The following is a 25,642-nucleotide window of genomic DNA, read 5'->3' on the forward strand; positions in this document are numbered from 1 at the left end:
GCATGAACAATGACAACGTACCAAATTTCAACGGAGTTAATAACAAATAAAAAAGAGAAAACGCCTGCTGATCAGCTTGGCTTTGGTCAAGTATTTACAGATCATATGTTTGTGATGGACTATGTGGAAGGGCAAGGCTGGGTAAACCCAACAATTACTGCATATGCTCCAATCGAATTAAGTCCTGCTGCAATGGTTTTCCATTATGGACAAGCGGTATTTGAAGGCTTAAAGGCATATTTGACAGAAGATGGGGAAGTACAATTATTCCGTCCAGACCGCAATTTCAAACGCTTAAATGATTCAAATAAGCGTCTATGTATCCCAGCAATTGATGAAGAACTAGCATTAAATGCGTTAAAAGAATTAATTCGTGTAGATCGTGATTGGGTTCCTTCTGCACCAGGTACATCACTCTATATTCGTCCATTTATTATTGCGACGGAGCCATATTTAGGCGTAAATCCTGCAAAGAACTATAAATTTATGATTATTCTGTCGCCGGTAGGTTCTTATTATAAAGAAGGCATTAATCCGGTGAAAATTTTAGTAGAGCAGCATTATGTACGCGCTGTTGTAGGTGGTACAGGTGAAGCCAAAACAGCAGGTAACTATGCGTCAAGCTTAAAAGGTTCTGAATTAGCGGCACAACAAGGCTACTCACAGACACTTTGGCTAGATGGTAAAGAAAATAAATATGTTGAAGAAGTAGGAAGCATGAATATCTTCTTCAAAATTGATGGTAAAGTGATTACACCAGCATTAAACGGTAGTATTTTACCAGGGATTACACGCGACTCGATGATTCAAGTGTTAAAATCGAAAAACATCCCAGTAGAAGAGCGTGCGATTGCGTTTGAGGAAGTATTAACTGCAGCGAAAAACGGTACGCTTGAAGAAGTATTTGGTACAGGTACAGCAGCTGTTATTTCTCCTGTAGGCGAGCTGAAATGGTTAGATGAAATTATTGCTATCAATGATGGACAAATCGGGGAAGTAACGCAGATGCTATATGATACATTATTAGGTATTCAATATGGTACATTAGAAGATCCATTTGGTTGGACAATTAAATTATAATCTACACAATGCAAGTCGCTTTAAAATGTGGCTTGCATTTTCTATTGCTAAAGTTACGAAAGGGGATAAAGACTTTGAAAAAGCTTCTATTCTTCATCTTATGTCTACTCATCGTAAGTGGATGCACAAATGGCTCCACAACTTCGATATCCATCGAAAAAAAGGTACCAAATAAAATAGAAAAAATTTTAAAAGATAATCCCATTGAGAAGGACACCGGGCTACAGTTATTTTCAAATGGAAATGATACCTATTATATTATTTACGAAACAACAAAACAAATGGATTTCATACCGGGAATGCGTGAAGGGGGAGGTTCGGAAATGACGTTTTTATTTCGTGAAGGTGAGGAACAAAATAAGCTAACTCGCTATGTTTATAAGTTTAAATCTGATAATACAATTAAAACAATAAACATTTCATTGAATGGCGTACCAACCTCCTTTGATAGAGTGTCACAATATTAATTAGCATATCTGAAAAGCCCGAAAACACGGTAGAACTTGTGCTTTCGGGCTTTTCATTATTTCTTCTCTACATAACTTTCAATTAGCTGTTTTACATCTATACCTGATGATGCTTTTAAGGATTCTTGAAGAGAAGCCATTAAATCTGTGGCATAGCCTGCCACTTTTCCGGCACCGCCATTTGCTCCCTCATACATTTACTTTTTCAAATCAACTTCTGGAATTGATAGAAGTAATGTTTAGGGTGGATAAAAGACAAACTAAGTAACAAGATAGTATCAAAAATCAACAGTGTTGTAAGAGCAGTTAACTAAGGGTAATTTAAATTTCCTATAAAAACAATAGCTACCTGACACAGTGTATCAGGTAGCTATTTCCATTATTGCCCCACTGTTTCTTTTTCCTCTACAACTGTTACAGGTGTTTGTTTTTTCTCAAGCCCATAAGCAATTTTCTCTAGCTCCGGACGTAGCGTATGTTTGCCTGCATAACTTTCAATCAGCTCTTTCACATCAAGCCCAGACGTTTCTTTCAGAGTTTCTTGCAGTGTTGACATGAGGTTCGTCGCATATGACGTAACTTTATTGGCACCACCACCGCTTTCACCGCCGCCTGTATCAACTACTGTAATCTTATCGATATTCGCAAGTGGAGTTGCAATTTGTTTTGCGTATTCAGGCATCATTTTCACAACCATATCTAAAATAGCCGCTTGACCGTATTGCTCAAACGCTTCGGCAATTTTTTGTTTAGCATCAGCTTCTGCTAAACCACGAAGGCGGATAATTTCTGCTTCCGCAGTACCTTGAGCACGTTCAGCTTCAGCTTTGGCAAGACCATCTAAGCGTATACGCTCAGCTTGTGCTTGTGCTTGTGTCTCAACGCGATATTTCTCTGCATCAGCTTGTGCAAGCTCTTTTCTTTTTTGTGCTTCTGCGTTTTGCTCGATGGCATAACGATCAGCATCTGCCTTTTTCTTAACTTCAGAATCATATTGCTTTTCACGACGTAAAATTTCTTTTTCTTCTAGTTCGATTTGTTTTTGACGTTCAATAATCTTCACTTGCATTTCTTGCTCAGTTACTTCCTGTTTCGCACGTGCTGATTCTAATTCATATGCTTGGTCGGCACGAGCTTTTGCAATATCTTGCTCTCTACGATATTCAGCAACTTTTAATTGATTTTCTTTTTCTGCTTCTGCAATCTCTGTTGCACGTTCAAGTTCCGCTTTTTTAGCTTCTTGTGCCGCTTGCGCACGTTTAATTCGTGTTTCTTTATCTGCTTCCGCTGTCGCAATATCAGCATCACGTTTTACTTGTGCGATACGAGGTTTACCAAGAGAATCTAAATACCCATTATTATCTTGTACATCTTTGATTGTGAACGAAACAATAATTAAGCCCATTTTCGCTAAATCTTGAGAGGCAACGCGTTGTACTTCTTGTGAGAATTTATCACGGTTTTTATAAATTTCTTCAACAGTCATTGAACCTAAGATTGAACGTAAGTGACCTTCTAACACTTCACGTGCTTCACCTTCACGCTCGCTTTTTTGTTTTCCTAAAAATTGTTCCGCAGCCGTTGCAATTTCAGAAATTGATCCGCCGATTTTAATAATTGCAGTGGCACTTGCCATTACTTTAACACCTTGTTCTGTATAAACTTCGGGTGTAGTTACTTCTAACTTGCTTGAAAGTAAGCTAAGCGGTTTTGCTTGCTGGAACACAGGGAACACGAATGTACCACCGCCACGGATAATTTTAATTTTATTCCCCGAATCATCTGTGTGTACATTTTTGCCACCTAAATAACTACCTGTTACAATTAATGCCTCATCTGCTCCCGCTGTTTTATATTTTGAAACGTATACCGCCACAATAGCAATAATTAAAAAAACAACAACACCTACTGCAATTAAACTACCTAATCCGACTAACTCATCTAACATAAATCATTTCCTCCTTAATTTTTATTTAATTAGAAGAACCTTTGTAATTGGGCTGAACAAAGGTTATTCTAAATATTTAGATAATTAAAAATGGAGTATTATATGTTTTTTTGTACTTCCACTTTTAACTATTGTTTCTAAAGACATCTTGTAATTACGTAAATTTAGAGGTATTCACATAATAAATTGTGAATTATAGTATTTATACGGTTTGAATTACATTTGGTTTCAAAATATTTCTAAAAAAAGAAAAAATTAGAGGTTTTGATGAAATGATTGGGATGGCCAAAATGTCTTTTATCGTTATCAATTGGCTGGAAATGAATTTGTTGTGAATCCGAAACTTGTACGATGATATAATGTTAGTAGGAAATTTTCATAATAGCGATAATATGCTTTTAATTTAATTTCAAAAAGGAGTTAAGAACCCTTTTAATTAAGGTGTTCTAAGCTCCTATTAATTGCTTCTTTTTATTAGTATTCGCCTTCAAGTTTACTTGACAGCAAGCTTAAAGGCTGAGCTTGTTGGAAAACAGGGAATACAAATGTACCACCACCGCGGATAATTTTAATGCGGTTGCCCGATTCATCGGTATGTACATTGTTACTTCTTAAATAGCTACCTGTAACAATAAGTGCTTCATCTGGACCTGCTGTGCGGTATTTCATAATATAGACTGCTACAATTGCAAGAATTAAAAATAAGACAACCCCAATGGCAATAAGTGTACCTAACATAAACATCTACCTTGTATTTTAAAATGTAAATTCTTCGTTTTCATAGATTGCTACAAAAGCTGTTCCTTCACGAATTTCTATGATTAAAACGTGGGTATCATAAGGAATTTCGACATTATGATAACTAGCAGCCCGTTTTGCAATAATGCCGTTTACCCCTTCTATCACGATTTCTCCATAGCCGTCTAACGGAATTGGGACAATTACTCGAGCAACCTGACTTTCAAGTGAAGCATCAGTATAGGCTAATGAAACTTCGGCGGAGCGTAGTGGAACAAGTAAGAAAAAATAAAGTAGTGCGGTAAAAATGCTCGAAATAATTAGAGAGATAGCAAGATTGATAATACTTGAAAGGGATAAAAAGCGTTCGAAAATGTATCCAGCGGCGGCTGTAAAAGTAATGAAGGATAAAATAATGGATGGATCAAAAATAGGAATTGTGTCCAACGAAACATCTGCCATGTCTGCGAAAAATAAATACAAAACCGTACAGCAGCCGATGGCGATTAAAATAGTTAAGTAAATCACTTCTAATGAGTACCCAAACATTTTAACACCTCCTTTGATTTCATTACTTACTTATACGGAATAAAATGGATAAAGTTTCAGAAAAAACAAAATTTTTTATATTAAAACAAAAATCATTTCCGCATTCGGAAATGATTTTTTACTTGTGTTTGTATGGGACTATTTTTTTGAATGTATGCCATCATTAGTTTTGGGACAAATTCGCTAGTTTCGTAAATAGGATTTTTATGAAACATAGCATAATCATGTGCACCAGTTGCTCGGTAGCTATTGATGACAACACTAAATATTTCGTTGTCTTGCATTTCATGTCCATTATATTCACATGAGACAACTCGCTGACCAACAGGATGTCTTAAACAAATTTCATAGTCCAAGCCTCCCCAAAGATCATAAACAAAAGGGTGTGGCTGTGGGTAATGGACATTCATACTAAAGTCGATTTCGTCTTGCGTATTGATAGCGAATACACTGGCACTTAGTTCGAGTGCTTCGCGAATTTCAGCACCCGTCATTTCAATTTTTACAAGTCGATTTTGGCGCGGTAAATTATGTAACACATCTTTTCGAGTAATTTGCTTTGGGAATCCACCGTTTTGATGATACGGAAGCTCGATAACTGATAGCTGTGCCTTCGTATAGTGCATTTGCATGTCATGCAGAAGCTGTACATAATCAGTTTGCATTGTGCGAGGTGTGAAAAAATTGCTGTATTGTAAATCACATGCGCTCTCGCCAATCATTTCATTTTTCCACTTATCAAATGCGGCATCAGTAAATGAAGGTAATGAGTCATCCACGTAAACTAAAGTTGGTTTATGGTTAATATTGCCGCCCTCGATTGTTACATCGATTTGTGCAAAACATTTAGCATTGGCTCCAGGTTGAACGACAGAGATACCATTTATTTTAGTAGCAATTTCTAAATGCTGATGTCCGGTGATGAAAAGGTCAATACCATCAATTTCATGAAGCATGCGATAACCCTCATTTTCGCCTTCTAGCAAATCAATCAGATGACCGGTCTGCAAATCTCGTTCAAAGCCCCCGTGGTAGCATAAAATAACGAAATCTACCTGCTCGTGTGCGCGTACATGTTTCACAGTTTTTTGTGCAGCGTCAAAGGCTTGCTCAAAATGTAAAGATTTTGTTGCTGTGCCTTCATCCCAAAGTGGTGTGAAATGTGTCACAACACCGATGACCGCCACGCGAATTCCATGAATGTCTTTTATAATATAGTCTTTTGCGAATGCTTGTATATTGGCTGCGATCCAAGGGAAATTACAAGCATTACGCATCGCTTCAATTGCAGGAAGGGGATAATTGAATTCATGATTCCCGAAAACCGCCACATCATATCGTAGGGCATTGGCCATGCTGATTTGTGGGTGCTCACAACGTTGTATATTTTCATAAAAATAGCTTAAATGACTTCCTTGCAAAAAATCGCCATTATCGATTAAAAGCTCGGGCTGTCGGTCATTAATCATAGAGGCGAGCTGTGAAAAATGTTCGGTATGTCCGTGTATGTCACTTGTCGCGATAATTGAAAATTTCATGTACATAACTTCCTTTGTGCTTCGTTGTTGCTATTATAGCGCGAATTATTGCGCAATAGTGGTGAAAATGATTAAATGAAAAGGAAGAGAAAATTTGGAGGAGTGATTTTCATGATTACAGTAACAAATCGCATTAAAGTAAAAAAAGGATTTGCAACAATGATGGCTCCAAAATTCGTACAGCCAGGACCATTACAACAATTTGAAGGCTTCCAAAAAGTTGAAGTATTAATTGCAACTCAATTTGAAGAGTACGATGAGATGAGCGTTGTGATGTATTGGGATACGAAAGAGAATTTTGCTGTATGGCGTGAAAGTGATGCCTTTAAAGAATCACATAAACGTCCAGCGGGTGGACCTAGTGCACAGGGCGAGTCACCGATGCTAGGCTCTGAAATTGTAATTGCTGAAGTAGCAGCTTCCATTTCAAAATAAGAAGCAACAATTTTGTCTAAGAATAAAAATAGCCTGTCGATTTGTAAACGACAGGCTCCTTTTATAATGTTTGATGCGATTTATTATTGATAAAGTCTTGGTAGAAGAAACTTGCTTCGTCACAACATTTTTTGACGAGAAGTTCAAATTCATTGGAAGAATTCAAATGCTGAATCAAAATTTTCACTAGAATCGCTTGATCTTTCATAAAGGGTTGTAATAATTCCTTACTTTGCAAATGCATTAAATAATAGTGACATTGCTGATTGCGTTTAATTAAAGGGCGCTGATTAGCAATTTTTAAGATTTTTACATACCAATTATTTATTTGCTTTGTTAGTAGGATTGATAAAATATAGATATGTTCTAATGTAGTGTCCGGATGAGAGCGGAAATAATTAATATAGTAATCATTTTTCAACGCATTAAACATTATATGGTTCGAAGAATAGTAGAGTATTTTATCGAAAGACTCGATAATATCTTCTTCTTCGCGATGTAATAGCACCCAAAAATTAAATGCAGAAATCCACATATCTTTCATATTATAATAACTAGTATCATCAATCGGTATCTTCAATAAGGGATTCATTTTTTCAGCTAATTGCTGGAAATCAAAGACATACTGCTCATTGATAAAAAATAAACTGTGCTCAAATGTGATTTGATTATACATAGATTTTCCACCTCATTTAACTTGCTTCAGCAAATTCTTTTTTTAACATAAAATTGCTACTAGTTTTGGTGAAGTTATGATCTATTGTCTAAACTTCCTATGAAATATCAATAAAACCAACAATTAGGTCTTACGATTGTTCTTATTATCGCCAACTTTAGATAGATTATTATCTAAAAAGCAATATATAGTTCAAATGAATACTAGAAATCCTAATATTGTATGATGTTGAGAGATTAATATTCATCAAATACTCACATCAATAATTTTGAAATTACAAGGTAAAAGGTAGGAGAATACGACTTATGATGAACATGGAGCAATACTTTTACGATGGTCAATTTTTAAAAAGCTATAAAGCAGCACTACAGGATCTAACAAATGAAAGTAGAAAACAGTATTTAGTAATATTCGAGAAGTATGAGTACGCAAATTTCCCTCAACCAACTGCACAGCTTCAACAGAGTATAGAACGTGCTAATGAAAGCTATGAGGAATTAGATGAGGTCGAACAATTACGTGCGATTCAAGATGAAGGACAATTTGCACAAACTATTAAAGAACTTGAAAATGACGCGCGTACATCAGATGATGTGCGAAAAGCGGAATCCTTTTTCGTACAAGCGCAGTTATTTTTAATGGCACATCATTACGATGAAAGTATTCATTGCTTTATGCAAGCAGTAAAGCATAATCCAAATAAGGCATTATATTATGGCTTTGCAGGGCAAACGATGAATCGTTTTAGTTGGTCGCCGTTTGATACATTACCTTACATAGAACGTGCCATTGATCTGGACCTACAAAATGCACGTTGGTATTGGAATAAGGCACTGGTTTTAACCCAGTTATATAAAGATTTGCAAGCAGAGCCGTTTTTAGAAAATGCGCTGATTGCGATTGAGAAAGCAATTGAAGTTTGTCGTGAAGACCAAATATCATTACGAAATGGTATCGACTCAACGTTGGAAAATTTAAAGGAATATTTATTTAATTAACCGGGGGCACAGCATGAAGAGCAAAAAGTTTTTGTCATGGAAAGGTATTTCGATTTATTTAACGATTATTTTATTTTTAGTCATTTTCATTCAAATGATGGATCAAAATAAGCGTGATGAAAAAGAGGGGCAGTACTTAGCTGAAATCGAAAAGTCATATTTACAGCTTGTTGATTTTCAAACGTATATTATAAATGATGAAGTGCAAGTAGATTCCAACAAGCATGTATTAGTGATGGCGCAGAGGGATTTCCAATACCAGCTAAGCCTGTTTATCGATATTTTTGGTAATAAGGAAAAAGGTGAGTATAGCTTGTATGACTTTTATGCTGAAGCAGACAAAGCGTTGCAAGCCTTTTATGACGCCTCTACAAAAGAGCAACAAACGGCTGCACACGAACAGCTACTTGCAATCAAACAGCCTCTATTTACACTGATTGGCGATCAAAAATAAAACGAAAAAAGCTCACGGGACGAAAATTCGTTTTGTGAGCTTTTCATTATTTTTTCTTTGATTTGACAAACGCTATCACGAAGCAAACAACTTGAATTACCACTATGGCAATTAACATATAAAAGTCTTTTCTTGAGCCGCCTAAGTTCAATTCATCAACTAAAATTCCTGAAATATAGAATAGCTGTGCACTTAGAAGGATGATAAACGTGCCAATAAATAGCATAATTTTGGGATTAATCGCAAAACGCAGTACGATAATAACAAATAGTGCACTGAAGATTAATATCAATGTGAATAATGGATCGAGTAATGTTAAAGTACCGTCCTTGGCAAAGTTTTCGTACGAATAATTCATAAAGGCAACTCCTTATTTTACAAGTCCATTTTGGAACGCATAGACAACGGCTTGGGTGCGGTCTTGAACTTCTAATTTACTTAAAATATTACTAACATGTGTTTTTACCGTTTTTAAGGCAATAAATAATTCCTCGGCAATTTCTTGATTTGCTAATCCGCGCGCCATACATTGCAATACTTCCATTTCGCGCTCTGTTAAATGGTCATGTAGTGCAGGAGCAATTCCACGCATACGCGCCATGACCTTTGTTGTTGCTTCGGGTTCTAGTACCGTTTCACCTGCAATCGTTTTACGAATCGCATCGGCAATTTGCTTGGCATTACTTGTTTTTAAAATATAGCTTACGGCACCAGCTTCTAATGCAGGATATAGCTTATCATCATCGATAAAGCTAGTTACCATCATCACTTTTGCTTGCGGCCAGGTTGCTAAAATTTCGGCAGTTGCTTGTGCCCCATTTTTAATAGGCATGACGTTGTCCATGAGTACAATATCAGGCTTTAGGGAAAGTGCTTTTTCTATTGCTTCTTGGCCATTCGATGCTTCTCCGATTACTTCAATATCCGGTTGCGCAGAAAGATAAGCGGCTACACCAATACGAACCATTTCATGATCATCTGCAATGACTACTTTAATCATTTGTTTGTTCCTCCTTCTTTAATGGAACTTTTACTTCAACAATTGTCCCTTTGTTTGGAACAGATACAATTTTATACGTACAACCAATTTCAACCGCACGTTCTGCGATATTGCGTAGGCCGTAAGAGGATGTTTTATCACCGTCATTATCGAAGCCAAGGCCGTTATCTTGAATGCGTAAAATGGCTAAGTCGTCACGCGCAATAAATAATAGCTCGACTTCATTCGCTTTTGCATGACGCAGCGTATTGGATAATGCTTCTTGGGCGATGCGGAAAAGATGGTCTTCTTCGGCTTTTCCTAGTGTAATTTCTTCGATTTGATAGTCAATATTAAAGTACACTTTTTCCTGAAGTTCAACAATTAAATCCTCTAATCCTTCTGCCAAGCTTTTATTGCGCAGTGCGACAGGGCGTAGATGTAACAGCAACGCGCGCATTTCAAGTTGGGCTTGCTGTACGACTTTCTCGACTTGGGCTAGCTGTTTTTGTGAATGTTCGTTCGCTTCTTGCTCAGTTAATGCAGATAGAAGCATGGATGCCGCAAAAAGCTGCTGTGATACAGAGTCGTGTAGCTCACGTGCTAAACGCTGGCGCTCGGCAAGTAGGCGTTCTTGAACAATCGCATCGTTTGTTTCAACCTTTTCACTTGCTAGGCGCTGTAATGATGAACGCTGTGTTTCGATCAGTTCGTTTGCATCATGCAATGCTTTTTTTAAAGAGCTATTTGCATGTTTCACTTTTTGAGGAAAATCTGGCTGTGCCACCTTTTTAACAAGACGTGTCGTTTGATTTTCCTTTAGTTTTACGGCAATAGTCATCCAAATGGCAATAAAAAAGCTAAAGCTTGCTGCGACAATGACCATTATTGCAGCGAGTGGCAGATCAAATTCGCGATTATCTATTAAAAAGCGCCAAGTATCCTCCCGCGGTGCGCCATATAAAAAAACTAAAATATTGAAGGCAAAAGATAGAAAAAGTAATAAGAGAATCGTTAAGCGGACTAAAAAGGCAATCATGCGCGTTGCACCTCCACATCTCCAATCCAAGTAGTCACATAGATGACAAGTATACGTTTTGCATCTTGTGGGCCGTCGTCAAATTTTAATTGCTCATTCACACATTGTTTTGGTGCATAGCTGAAACATGTCGCTTGGCCGTATAGTGTTGAATAATTCAATTGAACGGTTACTTCGTAGGGTACGACAATCCGAATTTTACCAAGTGACTGCTGAATGACGATAAGTGACTTTCCAGGTGGTAAAATGGTTTCAGTCGCATCAATTGTTATATCTCCAATAAAACGTTGTATATGCACATCCTGCCACTGATAGCTTTCTGTTGGTGCATTTGTAGTACCGATTAACTGATTTTGTTGCGCAATAGACGTTATATGTTTTTTGATTTCTAGTACTTGCTCTTTTTTCGTTAAATATTGATACAGTAAAAAAATAAGAGTACCAATAATCAGTAGGCGCAATGTCCAAATGTTAATGACAGCTAGAAATAAAAAGAAAAGTCCAGCCCATAGTAAGTATTGCTTTTTCTTTTTAAAGCTAAAATACAATAGGGCTGCACCAATAATCAGTAAAAACACCGTACCATTATTGAATAATGTCAATTCGATTAACACGACAAGGGCAAAGCAAATCACAATGATAGCAAGGTGATCGGTTGTAATCTTCGGCATGATGTCCCTCCTTAACGTACAAAATGGAGAAAGCATTTTAAGGCTTTCTCCTTGAACTTGATTCAGCAAAAATTTTTTGTACCAAAAGCAAAGCGACAGGTACAGAAGTCCTCCACTTAAATAAGTGGGGGAGACTCTTAGTTTAGCTAAAGCGCTAGTATATTTGCTCTAGTATACCATTATTTTGGTTGTTCGATTAGTTTTTGCTCTTTATCTAATTGTGCTAAGCGCGCTTCAAATGATGTGACTTCATATTTACGCTCGATGTTTTGTGATAAGTCGTCAATATAGCTTGATAGCTCATCAAAATTATCGGCATTATTTGTTGTTAACACTTTATCCATTTGATAGTTGGCACGTACGACATTTTCTTTACCCATTAATTGCAGTTGGCGTACTTTCATGTCTTTAATTTTATGCTTCATTGTTTCGAATTTACGCTCAAGTGCGAAGTATTCGTTGTTTGCTGCATCAATACTTGTTAGTAATGCTTGTTTGCGTGTAGTATAGGCAGCTACTTCATCTTGTGCAAAGGCAATTAACTCAGCTTCTTCTGTGCTTTGAGCAAGTGTTAATTGTGATTCGCGTTTTTCAAGCATATCAATTGTTTGTGAAAATTGTACTTCTAACTCTTTTTTCAGTTGACCTTGGCGTGCCAGTAATTTACCTGTTTCTTCTGTTTGTTTCTCTGCTTCACGAATGTATTGGTTTAACATTTTGATTGGATTTTTTTCTACCTTTTTATCGAATAATTCGTGTAAGTCTGCTTGAATTGAGTATTTGAACTTTGTTAATAAATTTTTCATTGTGCATTCACTCCTTATTATTTGTTTAAGTTAGCCCATTCGCGTTCGAAATTTGTAAACGGATCGTCATCTTTTTTAGAGAGAATTTCGACCTTTTCGTTATTACGTGATTTGTAAATGTAGAATACAATTCCGATTGCGACTAAACCGATAAAGCCTGGGATGTTTGATAATGCGCTTATTAACCCAGCAAGTGCGACAACTAAGCTCATTACTTTTCCAAAAGTACTTGTGCTTTCTGTGTAATAATGTAAGCCTGCTGCAAGTAGTAAGCCTGATACTAGTAATCCGGCAACCGGTGCTAATAAACCAAACGCGATAATCGCTGCTACAAAGCCTGCTGAATATAAGAAAAACTTCTTCATTGTATTGTTCCTCCTTGTATTTGATGTCTTAATAGTACCGTGTATGCAACTCTTTCATAACGACCTGTAATTGTATTTTCATCTAGGTCTAGAGGCTGAGGGTGTCTAAGTCTAAATTGTTCAAATTAAATATATAGAAAGACTATTCTTTTTAGTGTATAATCCTTCATGGAGAGTTTTTCTCGGTACATAGGTAGCGGAGGAGGTTGGACAAGTAATGACATGGGCATGGATTTTAGGTATTATTATTGCTTTAATCGCGGGTGTTGCAATCGGTTTCTACGCAGCTCGTCAATATATGATGAAGTATTTAAAAGAGAACCCACCTATTAACGAACAAATGATTCGTGTAATGATGGCACAAATGGGACGCAAACCATCTGAAAAGCAAGTACGTCAGATGATGTCGCAAATGAACAAATTCCAAGATAAATAATAAAATGACAACTACCAGTAGTGCTGATTGATGAGCTACTGGTAGTTTTTCTTTTTGTAACTAAAAGAATCTGAATATTCTATTGATTCAGTCTGAAAACTAGTCTAAGCTAGATACAGTATATTTTTGGAGGTTTTAGTGATGGCGACTGAGAAAACAAATGTAGAGAGCTTCGATTTAGATCATACGAAAGTTGTTGCACCGTATGTCCGTCTTGCTGGTACAAAACAAGGCGTAAAAGGTGACATTGTAACAAAATATGATATTCGTTTTAAACAACCAAATAAAGCACATATGGAAATGCCAGCGCTTCACTCATTAGAGCATTTAATGGCTGATCGCATTCGTAATCATAGCGACGCAGTAGTAGACCTGTCACCAATGGGCTGCCAAACAGGTTTTTATGTATCATTCATCAACTATGATGACTATGAAGGAATTTTAACTATTTTAGAAAAAACAGCTCAAGATGTGTTAATGGCTACTTCAGTCCCAGCATGCAATGAGGTGCAATGCGGTTGGGCGGCGAGCCATAGTTTAGAGGGGGCACAGGCGTTAGCGAAAGAGTTTTTAGACAACCGTGCGGAATGGCATATCATCTTTAATGAAGACTAAAAAAGCTGAACGTTACGATAATGAAATCGTAGCGTTCAGCTTTTATTTATGATAATGTGTCCGTTTCATCGCGGTAAGCAGGTACAAAATCATGTAGAAACTTTGCGACTTCTTGTTCATAATCATCGGGATTTTCATTAAATGACTTCGCATGCGGCCCTTGATCAAATAATTTAAGTCTTTTTGGCTCAGGTTTTGCTTCGTATAATTCCTCGGCCATTCTAGAAGGAATGAAATCGTCCGGTGTACTGTGGATGAACAATACAGGCTTCTCAATATGTTTGACAGCATCGACTGGCATTATTTCTTTTACGGAGTAGCCATCTCGAATACGCATGAAAAAATCTGCGAATGAAATCGTATATTTGGCATCAATCTTTACCGTATTTTCAAAAATCTCCTTTAACAAAGCGGGGAAGTTTGAAAAGGCACAATCCGAAATATAGAAGTCCGCATCGTCAGCAATTGACCCCGCATATAGTAACGTTGTCGCAGCGCCCATGGATTCACCGTGAATACCTAAAATTCCATCAGGACCAATTTCTTCACGTACTTTGTCAACAACAGCTTGTAAATCAAATTTTTCATAATGCCCATAGCTCGTCGTTTTTCCTTCTGATTCGCCATGACGACGATGGTCATATACAACCGCGTTAAAACCAAGATGTTCAAACATACGGGCATAGCGCATCGAATTGATTTTGTTTTCTGTAACGCCATGACAGATGATCACTGTATTTTTCGTTTCTAACGGTTTTAAAAAAATGCCTCTTATCATATAGCCGTTTGGTGATTCGATTGATAGTATTTCTTTTGGACAGCCTTCATACCATACTTCATCAAAACGTTTTGATGAAATTTCACGTTCTAAAATGAACGCATCGTCCTTTTTCTTAATGTACATAATGCGGTTTGTCATTACAACACCTGTTACCGTTGTCGCAGCGGCAAGTAATGTTGTCACAATACTTCCAGATAAAAATAACGTCCGTTTTTTCATATGAAGTCACTCCCTTGATAATTTTATTATTCAATGAACTCCGAACAGAAATCAACTAAAATGTACCAAAAAATGCTAGTAAACTTTGGTGTTAAAAATGGAAAATGTTTGATAGAATTTTTACTAAGCAACATTGTTTGCTATGGGGTGGAGTATGAAAGGGGAACGGATTTATGACACAAGAAGTAGTAATTGTAAGTGCAGTACGTACCGCAATTGGTGCGTTCCAAGGAACATTAAAAGATATTGCAGCACCAACATTAGGTAGTATCGTTATAAAAGAAGCTTTACAACGAATTAAATTAGAACCAGCACTTGTTGATGAAGTCATTATGGGTAATGTACTAGCAGCAGGCACAGGTCAAAATCCAGCGCGACAGGCGAGTATGCAAGCGGGAATGCCATCTGCTGTACCCGCTATGACGATTAATAAAGTATGTGGATCAGGCTTAAAGGCAGTCCATTTAGCTGCGCAGGCAATTTTAGCAGGAGATGCAGAAATCGTTGTCGCAGGTGGCTTTGAAAATATGAGCCAGGCACCCTATGTTATGCAAAATGCGCGAGAAGGCTTCCGAATGGGCGACCAAAAAATTATTGATACAATGATTAAGGATGGTTTATGGTGCGCATTTAACGATTACCATATGGGCATTACTGCTGAAAATTTATGCGATAAATATGACATAACGCGTGATGAACAAGATGCATTTGCAGCACGCTCACAACAACGAGCGGCACAGGCAATTGCAGATGGGAAGTTTGCACAGGAAATCGTACCAGTTGAAATTCCTCAGCGTAAAGGGGAGCCGATTGTATTTGCGCAAGATGAATATGTGAAATCTGGCACAACAGCTGAAAAATTAGGTAGCTTACGTCCAGCATTTAAAAAAGATGGTTCGGTAACAGCTGGAAACGCATCTGGGATTAATGACGGCGCGGCTGCAGTTGTTGTTATGTCTAAGCAACGTGCATTTGAGCTCGGCATTAAACCAATGGCAACCCTTGTTGCAAACGCAAGTGCAGGGGTAGATCCGTCAATTATGGGCATTGGTCCGGTTCAGGCAGTAAAAAAAGCTTTAGCAAAAGCAAATTTAACACTAGACGAAGTAGATTTAATTGAAGCGAACGAAGCATTTGCAGCACAATCAATTGCTGTGGATCGCGAATTAGCATTCAATCATGATAAACTAAATGTTAATGGCGGTGCGATTGCGCTTGGACACCCTATTGGAGCAAGCGGTGCACGTATTTTAGTAACGCTTTTACACGAAATGCAAAAGCAAGGCGCAAACTATGGTTTAGCCACACTATGCATTGGTGGTGGTCAAGGGGTAGCAACAATCGTACAACGTTAACAAATGAAAAAGGTGAGTACAATGGCAAAAAAGAAACAACAACGTCAAACTTCAGAATTTGAATTACCAAAAGAAAAAGCTGCAACATTAGCCGATCAACTAGGTGGAGATGTACTAGCAAAATTAAAAGCGGCGAAGCAGGAAATGGTTGCCGATGAGCAAGCAAAAGAGGAAGAACGTATTGCAAAAGCGAAGTTCGAGAAAAAGCAACGCGAAAAAAATATGAGCTTTGAAGAATTATTAAACCAATTCGGTGACCAAGGCTCGAAATTTTAACGAAAAAAGGATTATCGCCAAATTATAGGGGTGACAATTTGTAATAGGTATGCAAGTTGATTGGAATGAAGGGGAGGCGAGTGTAGCTGACGGCTAACGCCTTTCGCTACAGAGCAAAGCTTCCTACGGGAACAGCAAATGTCTATTTGCGACGAAAGCAAAGCGACAGGAGCACGACGCCTGAGACGTTCGTGTAAGGCCGTGCCCACGGAAAGCGTCCGACCCGTAATGGAAATCTCACACGATTTATGGTGATGGGCCAAAAAAAGGTAGTGCTGAAAAAAATCAGCGCTACCTTTTTACATAATGATACATAACAAGAATGAGTTTTGCGATGAGTAAAAATGTCAATGCGCCACTCGCGTCTAACATAACATCATCCACAACACCTATTCGTCCAGGTATCATGCTTTGGCGATATTCATCTAAACTTGCAATGACCACAACGCTTATAAAGCTAAGTATCATTGGAAATCGCCATTTTAACCGATTGTAAAAGCTAAATAAAATTAGTGCTAAAAGCCCGTACCCAAAGAAATGAGTACCTTTACGAATCAAAAATTCAACAAATTTAAAATAACCTTTCGTCTCAACGGAAACAATGCTACCCCAATAATGAAACTGGAGCTGACTAAGCCAATGCTCTAACGGTTTATCCTGTAAAACATCTTGCAGGAAGGGAAGAAGTGATTGCTGTTCGTAACTCATGTTCGACATGATGGCGACAACAATCAAACCAGTCACTACGAAAAAAATCGATTTTCTCATCGGTGATCCGTATAACGGTCCTGACGCGTATAATGAGCCAATTGATAGATATTGTCGATTGATTGAGCTTTTTCATACGCTGCTAAGTTTTGCTGCAATTGCTGTATCGTACGAGCACCAATAACGGTTGAACTAACTGCACTATATTGCAAGTTAAACGCAATTGCCGCTGCATGTACATCTCCGTAAAGTGCTTCAATTTTTTCTAAAAGTAATGTTGCCTGTGCTTCATCGTAGCTCATAAATGGTTTTAAGCGTTTACGCCATTCATTTGTTAAGAGCCCTTTTGCGACAGAGCCGCGCGTCACTACAGAAGCTCCATTCTGCTCGATTTGCTCGAAAAACTCACTTGCACGCTCATCAAGAATGTTAAATTGCATCATATTGCTTATCGCAGCGCTATTTTGTAAAAATGGTACGAAAACGTTAGGACGAATTGATGAAATCCCGTATTCACGAATTAACCCTTCTTTTTTTAACCCTTCAAATGTATCGATAATTTCTTCCCAATTATCATCTAGTGTGCCGCCATGTAGCTGATAGACGTCAATATAATCTGTTTGCAAGCGACGTAAGCTATCTCGCACAGCCTTGTTAATATAGCTTGCTGACGTATCCCAGCACCAGCTATCCTTGCCGTCTTGCCAGCGATTACCTACTTTTGTTGCTATAATAATGTTGTTACGGTGCGCTTTCAATGCTTCACCTACAACCTTTTCATTTTCTCCACGGTCATATAAATCAGCTGTATCAAAATAATTAATACCTGCATCGATTGCGGTATCAATGACTTGCTTGGCTTCCTGAGCGATAGGAGGAAGAGACATACAGCCTAGACTGACTTCTGAAATTTTGATTGCGCTATTTCCTAAAGTACGATTTTTCATTGGAACACCTCTATCATTTCTTTATTTTAGAATTTCCATTTCTAATGGTACAATGAAAACAAGTTGCAGAACAAGTGGAGGCGATATGATGAATAAGTTTGAAGAGCGCACAATCCAATCAACTCCTATTTTTAATGGGAAAGTAATTTCATTAAAGGTGGATGATGTGACATTGCCAAACGGGGCTACATCAAAGCGAGAAATTATAAATCATCCAGGCGCAGTTGCAGTCATTGCGATTACTGAGGATAATAAATTACTTCTAGTGGAACAATATCGAAAAGCATTAGAGCGTTCCATTATCGAAATTCCAGCAGGCAAGCTCGAAAAGGGCGAGATGCCAATTATGACAGCACGTCGCGAACTAGAAGAAGAGACAGGCTATACAACAGACGACCTAACATTTGTCCAAGCGTTTGCAACCTCTCCTGGTTTTGCAGACGAAATTATTCATATTTATGTTGCAAAAAATTTAACAAAATTAGAAGTCGCAGCAGAGCTCGATGAAGATGAATTTGTTGAGTTAATGGAAGTTACCGTACAAGAGGCTGAGGCAATGGTCGCAGATGAGCGCATTTATGATGCCAAAACGGCCTTTGCAATTCTTTGGATGAAATTACAACAATAAAAAATAATGCATACCGTCTGTCAATCTGCATAAGTTGTATGGACAAGGGGGCGGTCTGTGTGCGAAATTATTTAACAATTCAATACACATCGATGATTGTCATATGTTTTATATGTGGTGTATTGTGTTATCAACTATTTGAAATGGCTCAAATCAAGCAAGTGATTACAATTTTTGATCAACGATTGTTATCATTGGAAAAGCCTACAATCTTTTGGAATGTAGTTCCTTTTCTTGTGAGCATAATTATTGTATTATTCTTTTCAACACATCAATATTTAGCAAAAATAGCACTCATTTTTATTGCTATAAAAATGACATTTTTAGGACTGAGCTCTGTTTTTTTATTAGTGCAGCATGATTCTATAAAAATGTACGCGTATTGGTGGTTTCCGTTTCAGTTGTTGTATGGTATTTTACTAATCATGCTTTATGAAGTGATGAAACGCCAACAATCTAGTAGGGCACTTAAACGGACATTACCTTATAATAGAGTGCTTATTTTATTATTTGTGTTTGTTTTGATAGGGGCTTTAGAAAATTTCGCAATAACTTACTTATTTAAATAAATCATTGTCTTGTAATAAGATTTAGACATTTGGTATAATGGAGTGAGTTTAGGAGGGCGTCACATATGGAGAGCCGAATTGATCGAATTAAAAAGCAACTGCATAGTGCGAGCTATAAGCTGACGCCACAGCGAGAAGCGACAGTAGCGGTATTACTTGAGCATGAGGAAGATCATTTAAGTGCTGAAGATGTTTACTTATTAGTAAAAGAAAAAGCACCTGAAATTGGTTTAGCAACAGTGTATCGTACGTTAGAGCTTCTAACAGAGCTGAAAATCGTCGATAAAATTAACTTTGGTGATGGTGTATCTCGTTATGATTTACGTCAGGAAGGTGCAAAGCATTTCCACCACCATTTAGTTTGTATCGAATGTGGCGCAGTAGATGAAATTCAAGAAGATTTATTAGAAGATGTAGAAGCAATCGTGGAAAAACGCTGGAACTTTATGATTAAAGATCACCGCCTAACATTCCATGGAATTTGTTGGCGTTGTCACGATAATAGTGATGACTCTGGAGAAGACAAATAGTAATCTATGATCAAAAAAGGGGGTGTCCGAGAAGTGATTCTGGGACACCTCCTTTGCGCTGAGGATGGAGGCCAGCACGATGCTGGTCATGAATACGTTGTCACACGATGTGACGGTTTTAGCATTCGTTCCTATTTCGACCACCGCAGAAGCACCGCCTGCAGCGGATAATTAATACACGAACGAAGAAATGCGCGAGAAGTATTTACTTTTCGCGCAGCCTTTTTTTCTGCTTAAATATTGTTAGCAGGGAATAGGTGAAAAAAATTTATAACAGTTCTAAAACGTCATGAAGTTTTTTCACATCTAAATATTGAATTTGTAATCCATCAATCTCGTGGATTTTAAATTCATAGTTTTCGAATATAAATGATTCGTCCGAGTGTAGTTCAGGCATGTTCGAAAAGTACCAACCACCGATTGTATCGATATTAGGATCTTCAATATCTAAGTGTAACAACTTACGAACATCGTCAACTAACACTTTCGAATAAATTAAGTAATGGTCATCACCAATTTTACGAATGTCTGGGATTTCATCATCGTCAAACTCATCGCGAATTTCTCCAACAAGCTCTTCTAAAATATCTTCTACTGTTACCATACCACTAGTTCCACCATATTCATCTAACAAAATCGCAATATGAATACGTTTCTTTTGCATAATTTGTAGTAAGTTTTGAATTGGTGTCGTTTCTATAATACGAATCATTGGATTGATATAGTCTTCTAGTTTAAAAGATGCAGAAACAATACGATTGTTCATTCCTAACGTTAGGAAGTCTTTAATATTTAAAAAACCTAAAATATTGTCGCGGTCACCGTCGTAAACTGGGTAACGAGTGTAGCGTTCTTCTGAAATTTGCGTTAAAACCTCTTCAAAAGTTGCCGTTACTTCAAAGCCAACGATATCAGTACGTGGTACCATAATTTCACGTGCGATCTTGTCATCGAACTCAAATACGTTGTTTACATATTTTAATTCGGTCATGTTAATTTCGCCAGATTTGTAGCTTTCAGATAACAGCAAACGCAATTCTTCTTCTGTGTGAGATAGTTCATGCTCACTTGCTGGTTGCATGCCGAATGCTTTTAATAAAAGTCTAGCAGAACCATTTAGTAGCCAAATTAATGGGAACATCAGTTTATAGAATAATTGAATTGGTTTTGCAAATGCTAATGTAATCGCTTCAGCTTTTTGAATGGCAATTGTTTTTGGTGCTAATTCACCAACAACTACGTGGAAAAATGTTGCAAGGAAAAATGCGCCACCTAATGTAAACCAATGTACATAGTCAGTAGGAATACCGATTGCGTCAAACAGCGGATGTAAAATAAACTCAAACGTTGATTCCCCGACCATACCAATACCAAGTGCTGTTACAGTAATCCCTAACTGACACGCTGATAAATATTCGTCCAAATGAGTTGTCACATTTTTGGCTGCCAATGAGCCGGTTTTTCCTTCAGCAACAAGCTGATCAATACGAGATTGACGGACTTTTACAATCGCAAACTCAGTTGCAACGAAAAAGGCTGTCAAAGCGATTAATACCGCGAAAATGATTAAGTTAATGACTGTGGTCAAACAAGCGTTCTACTCACGAAGTAGAACGTTCACCTCCTAGTTATTTAAAATTAATAATAGTGATTGCATAAGTGCAACACTTTCAGGTGACACTTTTTTACGCAATTTTTTGCGCTCTGTGTCATCAAGATGCTCCATTAAAATCGTGACGTCGTGCTCAAGCTTGCGCATTTGTAGACGGATGTCCTGAACATCGATTTCTTCTGGTGTATCCTCTGTAGGTAATAGCATTTTATGAATTTCTTCTAAACATTTACCTTGTTGTTTTTGCTGTTCAATCCAATGAATACGTTCGATCATTGTTTTATCGTAGTAGCGATAATTGGACGCCGAACGCTCTACAGTAAGCAGATTTAAATTTGTATAATAATCGATAGTTCGTTTTGTCACACCTGTCGCAGAGGCAAGTTCACCAATTTTTAATTTGTCGATCCCAAGTTATCACTCCTATCCAAAACGTTATACTTGTAAGGATAACGTATAATATTCAAATTGTAAAATAAACATTACGGTGGAAAATTTTTGGTAGATAAACAGTTTCAAGATGAATTTATGCGGCGCTTAAATAATTGGAAAGTGTTAAAATAATAAGACTAAATAGTAAGTGAGGCGATAAATATGCAAGCATTGAAAGATCCAATTGATGATTACCTTCATTTTATAAAAGTAGAACGCCAATTATCAGACAATACATTGCAATCTTATAAAAGAGATTTAGTATCTTATGCGCGTCATTTGTTTCATGAGCAAAAGCTTGCTGACTTCAATCAAGTGCTACGCGATAATATTTTATTGTATTTAGATAGTATGCGTGCAGTAGGAAAATCAAGTAAAACCGTTTCGCGACAAATTTCATCAATTCGTTCATTTCACCAATTTTTATTGCGTGAAAAAGTATGTGACCAAGATCCGACGGTGCATCTAGAAATGCCAAAAAAAGAACATACTTTACCGAAAGTTCTTTCAATAGAAGATATTGATGCACTCATTTCAGCACCATCAATTGAAAAGCCTCAAGGAATACGAGATATTGCGATTTTAGAGATGATGTATGGCTCAGGTATGCGGATTAGTGAACTGATTGCATTAAATCTTGAGGATGTGCATATTACGATGGGATTTGTGCGTGTATTTGGTAAAGGGGGTAAGGAACGAATTATTCCACTAGGGCGTGGTGCACTTACAGCATGTACCAATTATTTAAATGAGGCAAGACCGCAACTGCTCGGAAATGCCCCGAAAAATGATGCGTTTTTTATTACACAAAGAGGGAAACGATTCACTAGACAGGGCTGCTGGAAAATTATAAAAGAACATGCACAGACGGCAGATATCACAAAAGAAATTACACCTCACGTGCTGCGTCATTCATTTGCGACCCATTTAATTGAAAATGGAGCAGACCTACGTGCGGTACAGGAATTATTAGGACATTCCGATATTTCCACAACGCAAATTTACACGCATGTAAGTAAAACAAGATTATCTGAAGTATACAAACAATTCCATCCGAGGGCATAAAGCATAGAAATTAATGAAAACCTTTTCAAAATCGGATGTCTGACCTTTATTTGTTGCAAGTTATTATGTAAAATAAGAGTGTAGAAAGAGGAGTGAACAGTATAATGCAACCTTTTAAAAAAATACATGTAATCGTAATGGACTCAGTAGGCATTGGTGAAGCACCAGATGCAGACAAATTTGGTGACGTTGGCTCACATACATTAGGACATATCGCAGAAAAAATGAACGGCTTAAACATGCCAACAATGGAGAAAATGGGCTTATCGAACATTCGTGAGCTACAAGGAATCGCAAAAAGCGAATCACCATCTGCTTATTACGGTATGATGCAAGAAGCTTCTGTTGGGAAAGATACAATGACAGGGCATTGGGAAATCATGGGCTTAAACATCGACAAGCCATTTAAAGTATACCCTGAAGGCTTCCCACAAGAGCTAATTACAAAACTAGAAGCAGCTACAGGACGCAAAGTACTTTGTAATTTACCGTACAGCGGTACAGCAGTGATCGATGATTATGCGAAAGAACATATGGAAACTGGTGCAATTATTGTTTATACATCGGCGGATCCAGTCTTACAAATTGCGGCTCACGAGGAAATTATTCCAGTAGATGAATTATATAAAATTTGTGAAATCGCACGTGAATTAACATTAGATCCAAAATTTTTAGTGGGTCGCGTTATTGCACGTCCATTCATAGGGGAGCCAGGGAACTTTACACGTACTTCGAATCGTCATGATTATGCGTTAACGCCATTTGGTCGCACAACGATGGCTGAAATGAAAGATGAAGGTTTAGATGTTATTGCAATCGGTAAAATTTCAGACATCTTTAATGGTGATGGTGTCACAGAAGCCATTCGTACGAAAAATAATACAGACGGAATGGACAAAATGGCGGATGTCGTTCGTCGAGACTTCCATGGGTTGAGCTTCTTAAACCTAGTAGATTTCGATGCAAATTTCGGCCACCGTCGTGATCCAATCGGTTATGGCGAAGCGTTAGAAGAGTTTGACCGTCGTTTACCAGAAGTGCTTGAAGCATTATCTGAAGATGATTTATTAATAATTACGGCTGACCACGGCAATGACCCAACTTTCCCTGGTACAGACCATACCCGTGAATATGTTCCGTTAATCGTATACTCACCACGCTTTAAACAAGGTGCTGAATTACCATTACGCGAAACATTCGCAGATATCGCAGCAACAGTTGCAGCAAACTTCAACATCGCTGCACCGGAATTCGGAAAGAGCTTCTTAAATGAGTTGAAATAAGGGGGAAAATCAACATGAGAATGGTTGACATTATTGAAAAAAAGCGTAATGGCGAAGAACTATCTACACAGGAAATTCGCTTTTTTGTAGAGGGCTATACAGATGGGTCTATTCCCGATTATCAAGCAAGTGCTTTATGTATGGCGATTTATTTTAAAGACATGACTGATCGTGAACGCGCGGACTTAACAATGGCAATGGTAGAATCAGGCGACCAAATCGATCTATCTTCAATTGCTGGTGTGAAAGTAGACAAGCACTCAACTGGCGGGGTAGGTGATACAACAACTTTACCACTTGCAGCAATGGTAGCAGCAGTCGGTGTTCCAGTTGCGAAAATGAGTGGTCGTGGTTTAGGTCATACAGGTGGTACGATTGATAAATTAGAATCAATTGAAGGGTTCCATGTTGAATTATCGAGCGAACAGTTCTCGAAACAAGTAAATGAAATTGGCATGGCGGTTATCGGACAATCTGGTAACTTAACGCCTGCTGATAAAAAGCTATACGCCTTACGAGATGTTACTGGTACCGTTTCAAGTATTCCTTTAATCGCTGGTTCTATTATGTCGAAAAAAATTGCAGCTGGCGCAGATGCTATCGTTCTTGATGTGAAAACAGGTGACGGTGCATTCATGAAAACAGTGGAAGATTCAATCAAACTTGCACAAGCAATGGTGAAAATCGGAAACAATATTGGACGTAAAACAATGGCCATTATTTCAGATATGAGCCAACCATTAGGCTTTGCAATCGGTAACGCACTTGAAGTTCAAGAAGCCATCGATACGTTAAAAGGTAACGGTCCAGCAGACTTAAACGAGCTTTGCTATACATTAGGTGCTCAAATGGTTGTTGTTGGCGGTAAAGCTGAAACAATTGAAGAAGCACGCAAAATGCTCGAAGATGTTGTAGCGAACGGCGCAGCATTAGAAGTGTTAAAAAAATTCATCGCTGCTCAAGGTGGCGATGCTTCCGTAGTAGACGATCCATCTCGTTTACCACAAGCAAAATTCAAAATTGATGTACCGGCAAAACAAGCTGGCTATGTTGCAAAAATCGAAGCAGATGATATCGGCACAGCTGCGATGCTACTTGGTGCAGGTCGTGCAACGAAAGAATCTGAAATCGATTTAGCGGTTGGTTTAGTACTGCACAAAAAAGTAGGTGACCAAGTGGCACAAGGGGAGTCATTAATGACGATTCATGCCAACACTGAAAATGTAGAAGACGTATTAGAAAAAATCTATGCGCATTTCCACATTTCTGCTGACAAGGTAGCAGCACCAAAATTAATCGAAGCGATTATTACAGAGTAGTTTAAAAAAAGCTTATTGCGAAGAAATTTCGCAGTAAGCTTTTTTGCTCTTTGAAAAAATTTTAAATGTGATAAAATGTGTATATTAATACTGTTTTATGAATAATATTTTCTGTTTTAATCAT

At 37.8% G+C, this 25,642-nt stretch carries 31 protein-coding genes and 1 pseudogene; 15 read left to right on the forward strand and 17 right to left on the reverse strand.

The genetic code is table 11. The features are described from left to right. The first annotated feature begins 9 nt into the window (after positions 1 to 9). On the forward strand, positions 10 to 1,080 hold the full coding sequence (locus LZ480_RS04385; protein WP_241368158.1) for a branched-chain amino acid aminotransferase: 1,071 nt from the start codon (positions 10 to 12) through the stop codon (positions 1,078 to 1,080). 74 nt (positions 1,081 to 1,154) lie between these two features. After that, a complete protein-coding gene (locus LZ480_RS04390) occupies positions 1,155 to 1,547 on the forward strand; it encodes a hypothetical protein (RefSeq protein ID WP_241368159.1) in 393 nt (130 codons plus the stop codon). 56 nt (positions 1,548 to 1,603) lie between these two features. On the opposite strand, the gene LZ480_RS04395 is transcribed toward LZ480_RS04390, so the two are convergent. The 5 genes and pseudogenes from LZ480_RS04395 to LZ480_RS04415 form a co-directional block, all read right to left on the reverse strand. Then, entirely contained in the window at positions 1,604 to 1,744 is a 141-nt protein-coding gene (locus LZ480_RS04395) for a hypothetical protein (protein WP_241368673.1), read from the reverse strand. A gap of 182 nt (positions 1,745 to 1,926) precedes the next feature. Beyond that, on the reverse strand, positions 1,927 to 3,495 hold the full coding sequence (locus tag LZ480_RS04400) for a flotillin family protein (RefSeq protein ID WP_241368160.1): 1,569 nt from the start codon (positions 3,493 to 3,495) through the stop codon (positions 1,927 to 1,929). A 486-nt stretch (positions 3,496 to 3,981) separates the two neighbouring features. Then, positions 3,982 to 4,239: pseudogene (locus LZ480_RS04405) on the reverse strand (flotillin family protein); the annotation flags it as partial. 12 nt (positions 4,240 to 4,251) lie between these two features. Then, positions 4,252 to 4,782, reverse strand: a complete 531-nt coding sequence (locus LZ480_RS04410) for a hypothetical protein (RefSeq protein WP_241368161.1) — start codon at positions 4,780 to 4,782, stop codon at positions 4,252 to 4,254. A 92-nt stretch (positions 4,783 to 4,874) separates the two neighbouring features. Then, positions 4,875 to 6,320: a bifunctional metallophosphatase/5'-nucleotidase gene (locus LZ480_RS04415; protein ID WP_241368162.1), complete on the reverse strand. Its 1,446-nt coding sequence runs from the start codon at positions 6,318 to 6,320 to the stop codon at positions 4,875 to 4,877. 111 nt (positions 6,321 to 6,431) lie between these two features. Here LZ480_RS04415 and LZ480_RS04420 point away from each other — a divergent pair, with 111 nt between their 5' ends. Beyond that, positions 6,432 to 6,755: a heme oxygenase gene (locus LZ480_RS04420; protein ID WP_241368163.1), complete on the forward strand. Its 324-nt coding sequence runs from the start codon at positions 6,432 to 6,434 to the stop codon at positions 6,753 to 6,755. A 61-nt stretch (positions 6,756 to 6,816) separates the two neighbouring features. Here the strand turns inward: LZ480_RS04420 and LZ480_RS04425 are convergent, their stop codons facing one another. After that, a complete protein-coding gene (locus LZ480_RS04425; protein ID WP_241368164.1) occupies positions 6,817 to 7,431 on the reverse strand; it encodes a hypothetical protein in 615 nt (204 codons plus the stop codon). Between the two features lie 305 nt (positions 7,432 to 7,736). Here LZ480_RS04425 and LZ480_RS04430 point away from each other — a divergent pair, with 305 nt between their 5' ends. Beyond that, positions 7,737 to 8,429: an O-linked GlcNAc transferase gene (locus LZ480_RS04430; protein WP_241368165.1), complete on the forward strand. Its 693-nt coding sequence runs from the start codon at positions 7,737 to 7,739 to the stop codon at positions 8,427 to 8,429. A 13-nt stretch (positions 8,430 to 8,442) separates the two neighbouring features. Beyond that, positions 8,443 to 8,883, forward strand: a complete 441-nt coding sequence (locus LZ480_RS04435; protein WP_241368166.1) for an iron ABC transporter substrate-binding protein — start codon at positions 8,443 to 8,445, stop codon at positions 8,881 to 8,883. A 46-nt stretch (positions 8,884 to 8,929) separates the two neighbouring features. On the opposite strand, the gene LZ480_RS04440 is transcribed toward LZ480_RS04435, so the two are convergent. From LZ480_RS04440 to LZ480_RS04465, 6 genes are all read right to left on the reverse strand, one after another. Next, positions 8,930 to 9,241: an acyl-CoA dehydrogenase gene (locus LZ480_RS04440; RefSeq protein WP_241368167.1), complete on the reverse strand. Its 312-nt coding sequence runs from the start codon at positions 9,239 to 9,241 to the stop codon at positions 8,930 to 8,932. 12 nt (positions 9,242 to 9,253) lie between these two features. After that, positions 9,254 to 9,883, reverse strand: coding sequence for a response regulator transcription factor (locus LZ480_RS04445; protein WP_241368168.1), 630 nt, complete (start codon positions 9,881 to 9,883; stop codon positions 9,254 to 9,256). Beyond that, positions 9,876 to 10,901, reverse strand: coding sequence for a sensor histidine kinase (locus tag LZ480_RS04450; RefSeq protein ID WP_241368169.1), 1,026 nt, complete (start codon positions 10,899 to 10,901; stop codon positions 9,876 to 9,878). The genes LZ480_RS04445 and LZ480_RS04450 overlap by 8 nt, the downstream gene beginning before the upstream one ends. Further along, positions 10,898 to 11,572, reverse strand: a complete 675-nt coding sequence (gene liaF, locus LZ480_RS04455) for a cell wall-active antibiotics response protein LiaF (RefSeq protein WP_241368170.1) — start codon at positions 11,570 to 11,572, stop codon at positions 10,898 to 10,900. Before liaF ends, LZ480_RS04450 begins: the two co-directional genes overlap by 4 nt. Positions 11,573 to 11,751: 179 nt before the next feature. Continuing rightward, positions 11,752 to 12,378, reverse strand: a complete 627-nt coding sequence (locus LZ480_RS04460) for a PspA/IM30 family protein (RefSeq protein WP_241368171.1) — start codon at positions 12,376 to 12,378, stop codon at positions 11,752 to 11,754. 17 nt (positions 12,379 to 12,395) lie between these two features. Further along, the gene (locus tag LZ480_RS04465; protein WP_241368172.1) at positions 12,396 to 12,743 is read right to left on the reverse strand and encodes a lmo0954 family membrane protein; all 348 of its coding nucleotides are present in this window, start codon (positions 12,741 to 12,743) and stop codon (positions 12,396 to 12,398) included. Positions 12,744 to 12,960: 217 nt separating this feature from the next. Here LZ480_RS04465 and LZ480_RS04470 point away from each other — a divergent pair, with 217 nt between their 5' ends. Then, positions 12,961 to 13,179, forward strand: a complete 219-nt coding sequence (locus tag LZ480_RS04470) for a YneF family protein (protein WP_241368173.1) — start codon at positions 12,961 to 12,963, stop codon at positions 13,177 to 13,179. 141 nt (positions 13,180 to 13,320) lie between these two features. After that, positions 13,321 to 13,794 (forward strand): S-ribosylhomocysteine lyase, encoded by a 474-nt coding sequence (locus tag LZ480_RS04475; RefSeq protein ID WP_241368174.1) that lies wholly within the window; start codon positions 13,321 to 13,323, stop codon positions 13,792 to 13,794. Between the two features lie 46 nt (positions 13,795 to 13,840). On the opposite strand, the gene LZ480_RS04480 is transcribed toward LZ480_RS04475, so the two are convergent. Beyond that, the gene (locus LZ480_RS04480; protein ID WP_241368175.1) at positions 13,841 to 14,794 is read right to left on the reverse strand and encodes an alpha/beta hydrolase; all 954 of its coding nucleotides are present in this window, start codon (positions 14,792 to 14,794) and stop codon (positions 13,841 to 13,843) included. A gap of 173 nt (positions 14,795 to 14,967) precedes the next feature. Here LZ480_RS04480 and LZ480_RS04485 point away from each other — a divergent pair, with 173 nt between their 5' ends. Both LZ480_RS04485 and LZ480_RS04490 read left to right on the forward strand, forming a co-directional pair. After that, positions 14,968 to 16,149 (forward strand): acetyl-CoA C-acetyltransferase, encoded by a 1,182-nt coding sequence (locus LZ480_RS04485; protein WP_241368176.1) that lies wholly within the window; start codon positions 14,968 to 14,970, stop codon positions 16,147 to 16,149. Positions 16,150 to 16,170: 21 nt separating this feature from the next. Then, positions 16,171 to 16,425: a YqkE family protein gene (locus LZ480_RS04490; protein ID WP_241368177.1), complete on the forward strand. Its 255-nt coding sequence runs from the start codon at positions 16,171 to 16,173 to the stop codon at positions 16,423 to 16,425. A gap of 291 nt (positions 16,426 to 16,716) precedes the next feature. On the opposite strand, the gene LZ480_RS04495 is transcribed toward LZ480_RS04490, so the two are convergent. Together LZ480_RS04495 and LZ480_RS04500 are read right to left on the reverse strand one after the other, a co-directional pair. After that, a complete protein-coding gene (locus LZ480_RS04495; protein ID WP_241368178.1) occupies positions 16,717 to 17,193 on the reverse strand; it encodes a VanZ family protein in 477 nt (158 codons plus the stop codon). Next, positions 17,190 to 18,080 (reverse strand): aldo/keto reductase, encoded by an 891-nt coding sequence (locus LZ480_RS04500; RefSeq protein WP_241368179.1) that lies wholly within the window; start codon positions 18,078 to 18,080, stop codon positions 17,190 to 17,192. Before LZ480_RS04500 ends, LZ480_RS04495 begins: the two co-directional genes overlap by 4 nt. Before the next feature lie 88 nt (positions 18,081 to 18,168). On the opposite strand from LZ480_RS04500, the gene LZ480_RS04505 reads away from it, so the two are divergent. From LZ480_RS04505 to fur, 3 genes are all read left to right on the forward strand, one after another. Further along, entirely contained in the window at positions 18,169 to 18,708 is a 540-nt protein-coding gene (locus LZ480_RS04505) for an NUDIX domain-containing protein (protein WP_241368180.1), read from the forward strand. Between the two features lie 59 nt (positions 18,709 to 18,767). Continuing rightward, the gene (locus LZ480_RS04510; RefSeq protein WP_241368181.1) at positions 18,768 to 19,277 is read left to right on the forward strand and encodes a hypothetical protein; all 510 of its coding nucleotides are present in this window, start codon (positions 18,768 to 18,770) and stop codon (positions 19,275 to 19,277) included. Positions 19,278 to 19,342: 65 nt separating this feature from the next. Then, the gene (fur, locus tag LZ480_RS04515) at positions 19,343 to 19,807 is read left to right on the forward strand and encodes a ferric iron uptake transcriptional regulator (protein ID WP_241368182.1); all 465 of its coding nucleotides are present in this window, start codon (positions 19,343 to 19,345) and stop codon (positions 19,805 to 19,807) included. A gap of 268 nt (positions 19,808 to 20,075) precedes the next feature. On the opposite strand, the gene LZ480_RS04520 is transcribed toward fur, so the two are convergent. Further along, a complete protein-coding gene (locus LZ480_RS04520) occupies positions 20,076 to 21,395 on the reverse strand; it encodes a hemolysin family protein (RefSeq protein WP_241368183.1) in 1,320 nt (439 codons plus the stop codon). A gap of 36 nt (positions 21,396 to 21,431) precedes the next feature. Next, positions 21,432 to 21,785, reverse strand: a complete 354-nt coding sequence (locus LZ480_RS04525) for a MerR family transcriptional regulator (protein ID WP_241368184.1) — start codon at positions 21,783 to 21,785, stop codon at positions 21,432 to 21,434. Between the two features lie 228 nt (positions 21,786 to 22,013). On the opposite strand from LZ480_RS04525, the gene xerD reads away from it, so the two are divergent. From xerD to LZ480_RS04540, 3 genes are all read left to right on the forward strand, one after another. After that, entirely contained in the window at positions 22,014 to 22,916 is a 903-nt protein-coding gene (gene xerD, locus LZ480_RS04530) for a site-specific tyrosine recombinase XerD (RefSeq protein ID WP_241368185.1), read from the forward strand. Between the two features lie 104 nt (positions 22,917 to 23,020). Then, complete coding sequence (gene deoB / locus LZ480_RS04535) at positions 23,021 to 24,199, forward strand: phosphopentomutase (RefSeq protein WP_241368186.1); 1,179 nt, start codon at positions 23,021 to 23,023, stop codon at positions 24,197 to 24,199. A gap of 14 nt (positions 24,200 to 24,213) precedes the next feature. Next, a complete protein-coding gene (locus tag LZ480_RS04540; protein WP_241368187.1) occupies positions 24,214 to 25,518 on the forward strand; it encodes a pyrimidine-nucleoside phosphorylase in 1,305 nt (434 codons plus the stop codon). The last annotated feature ends 124 nt before the right edge of the window (positions 25,519 to 25,642 follow it).

The organism is Solibacillus palustris (genome assembly GCF_022549215.1).
In the GTDB taxonomy this organism is placed as follows: Bacteria; Bacillota; Bacilli; order Bacillales_A; family Planococcaceae; genus Solibacillus; species Solibacillus daqui.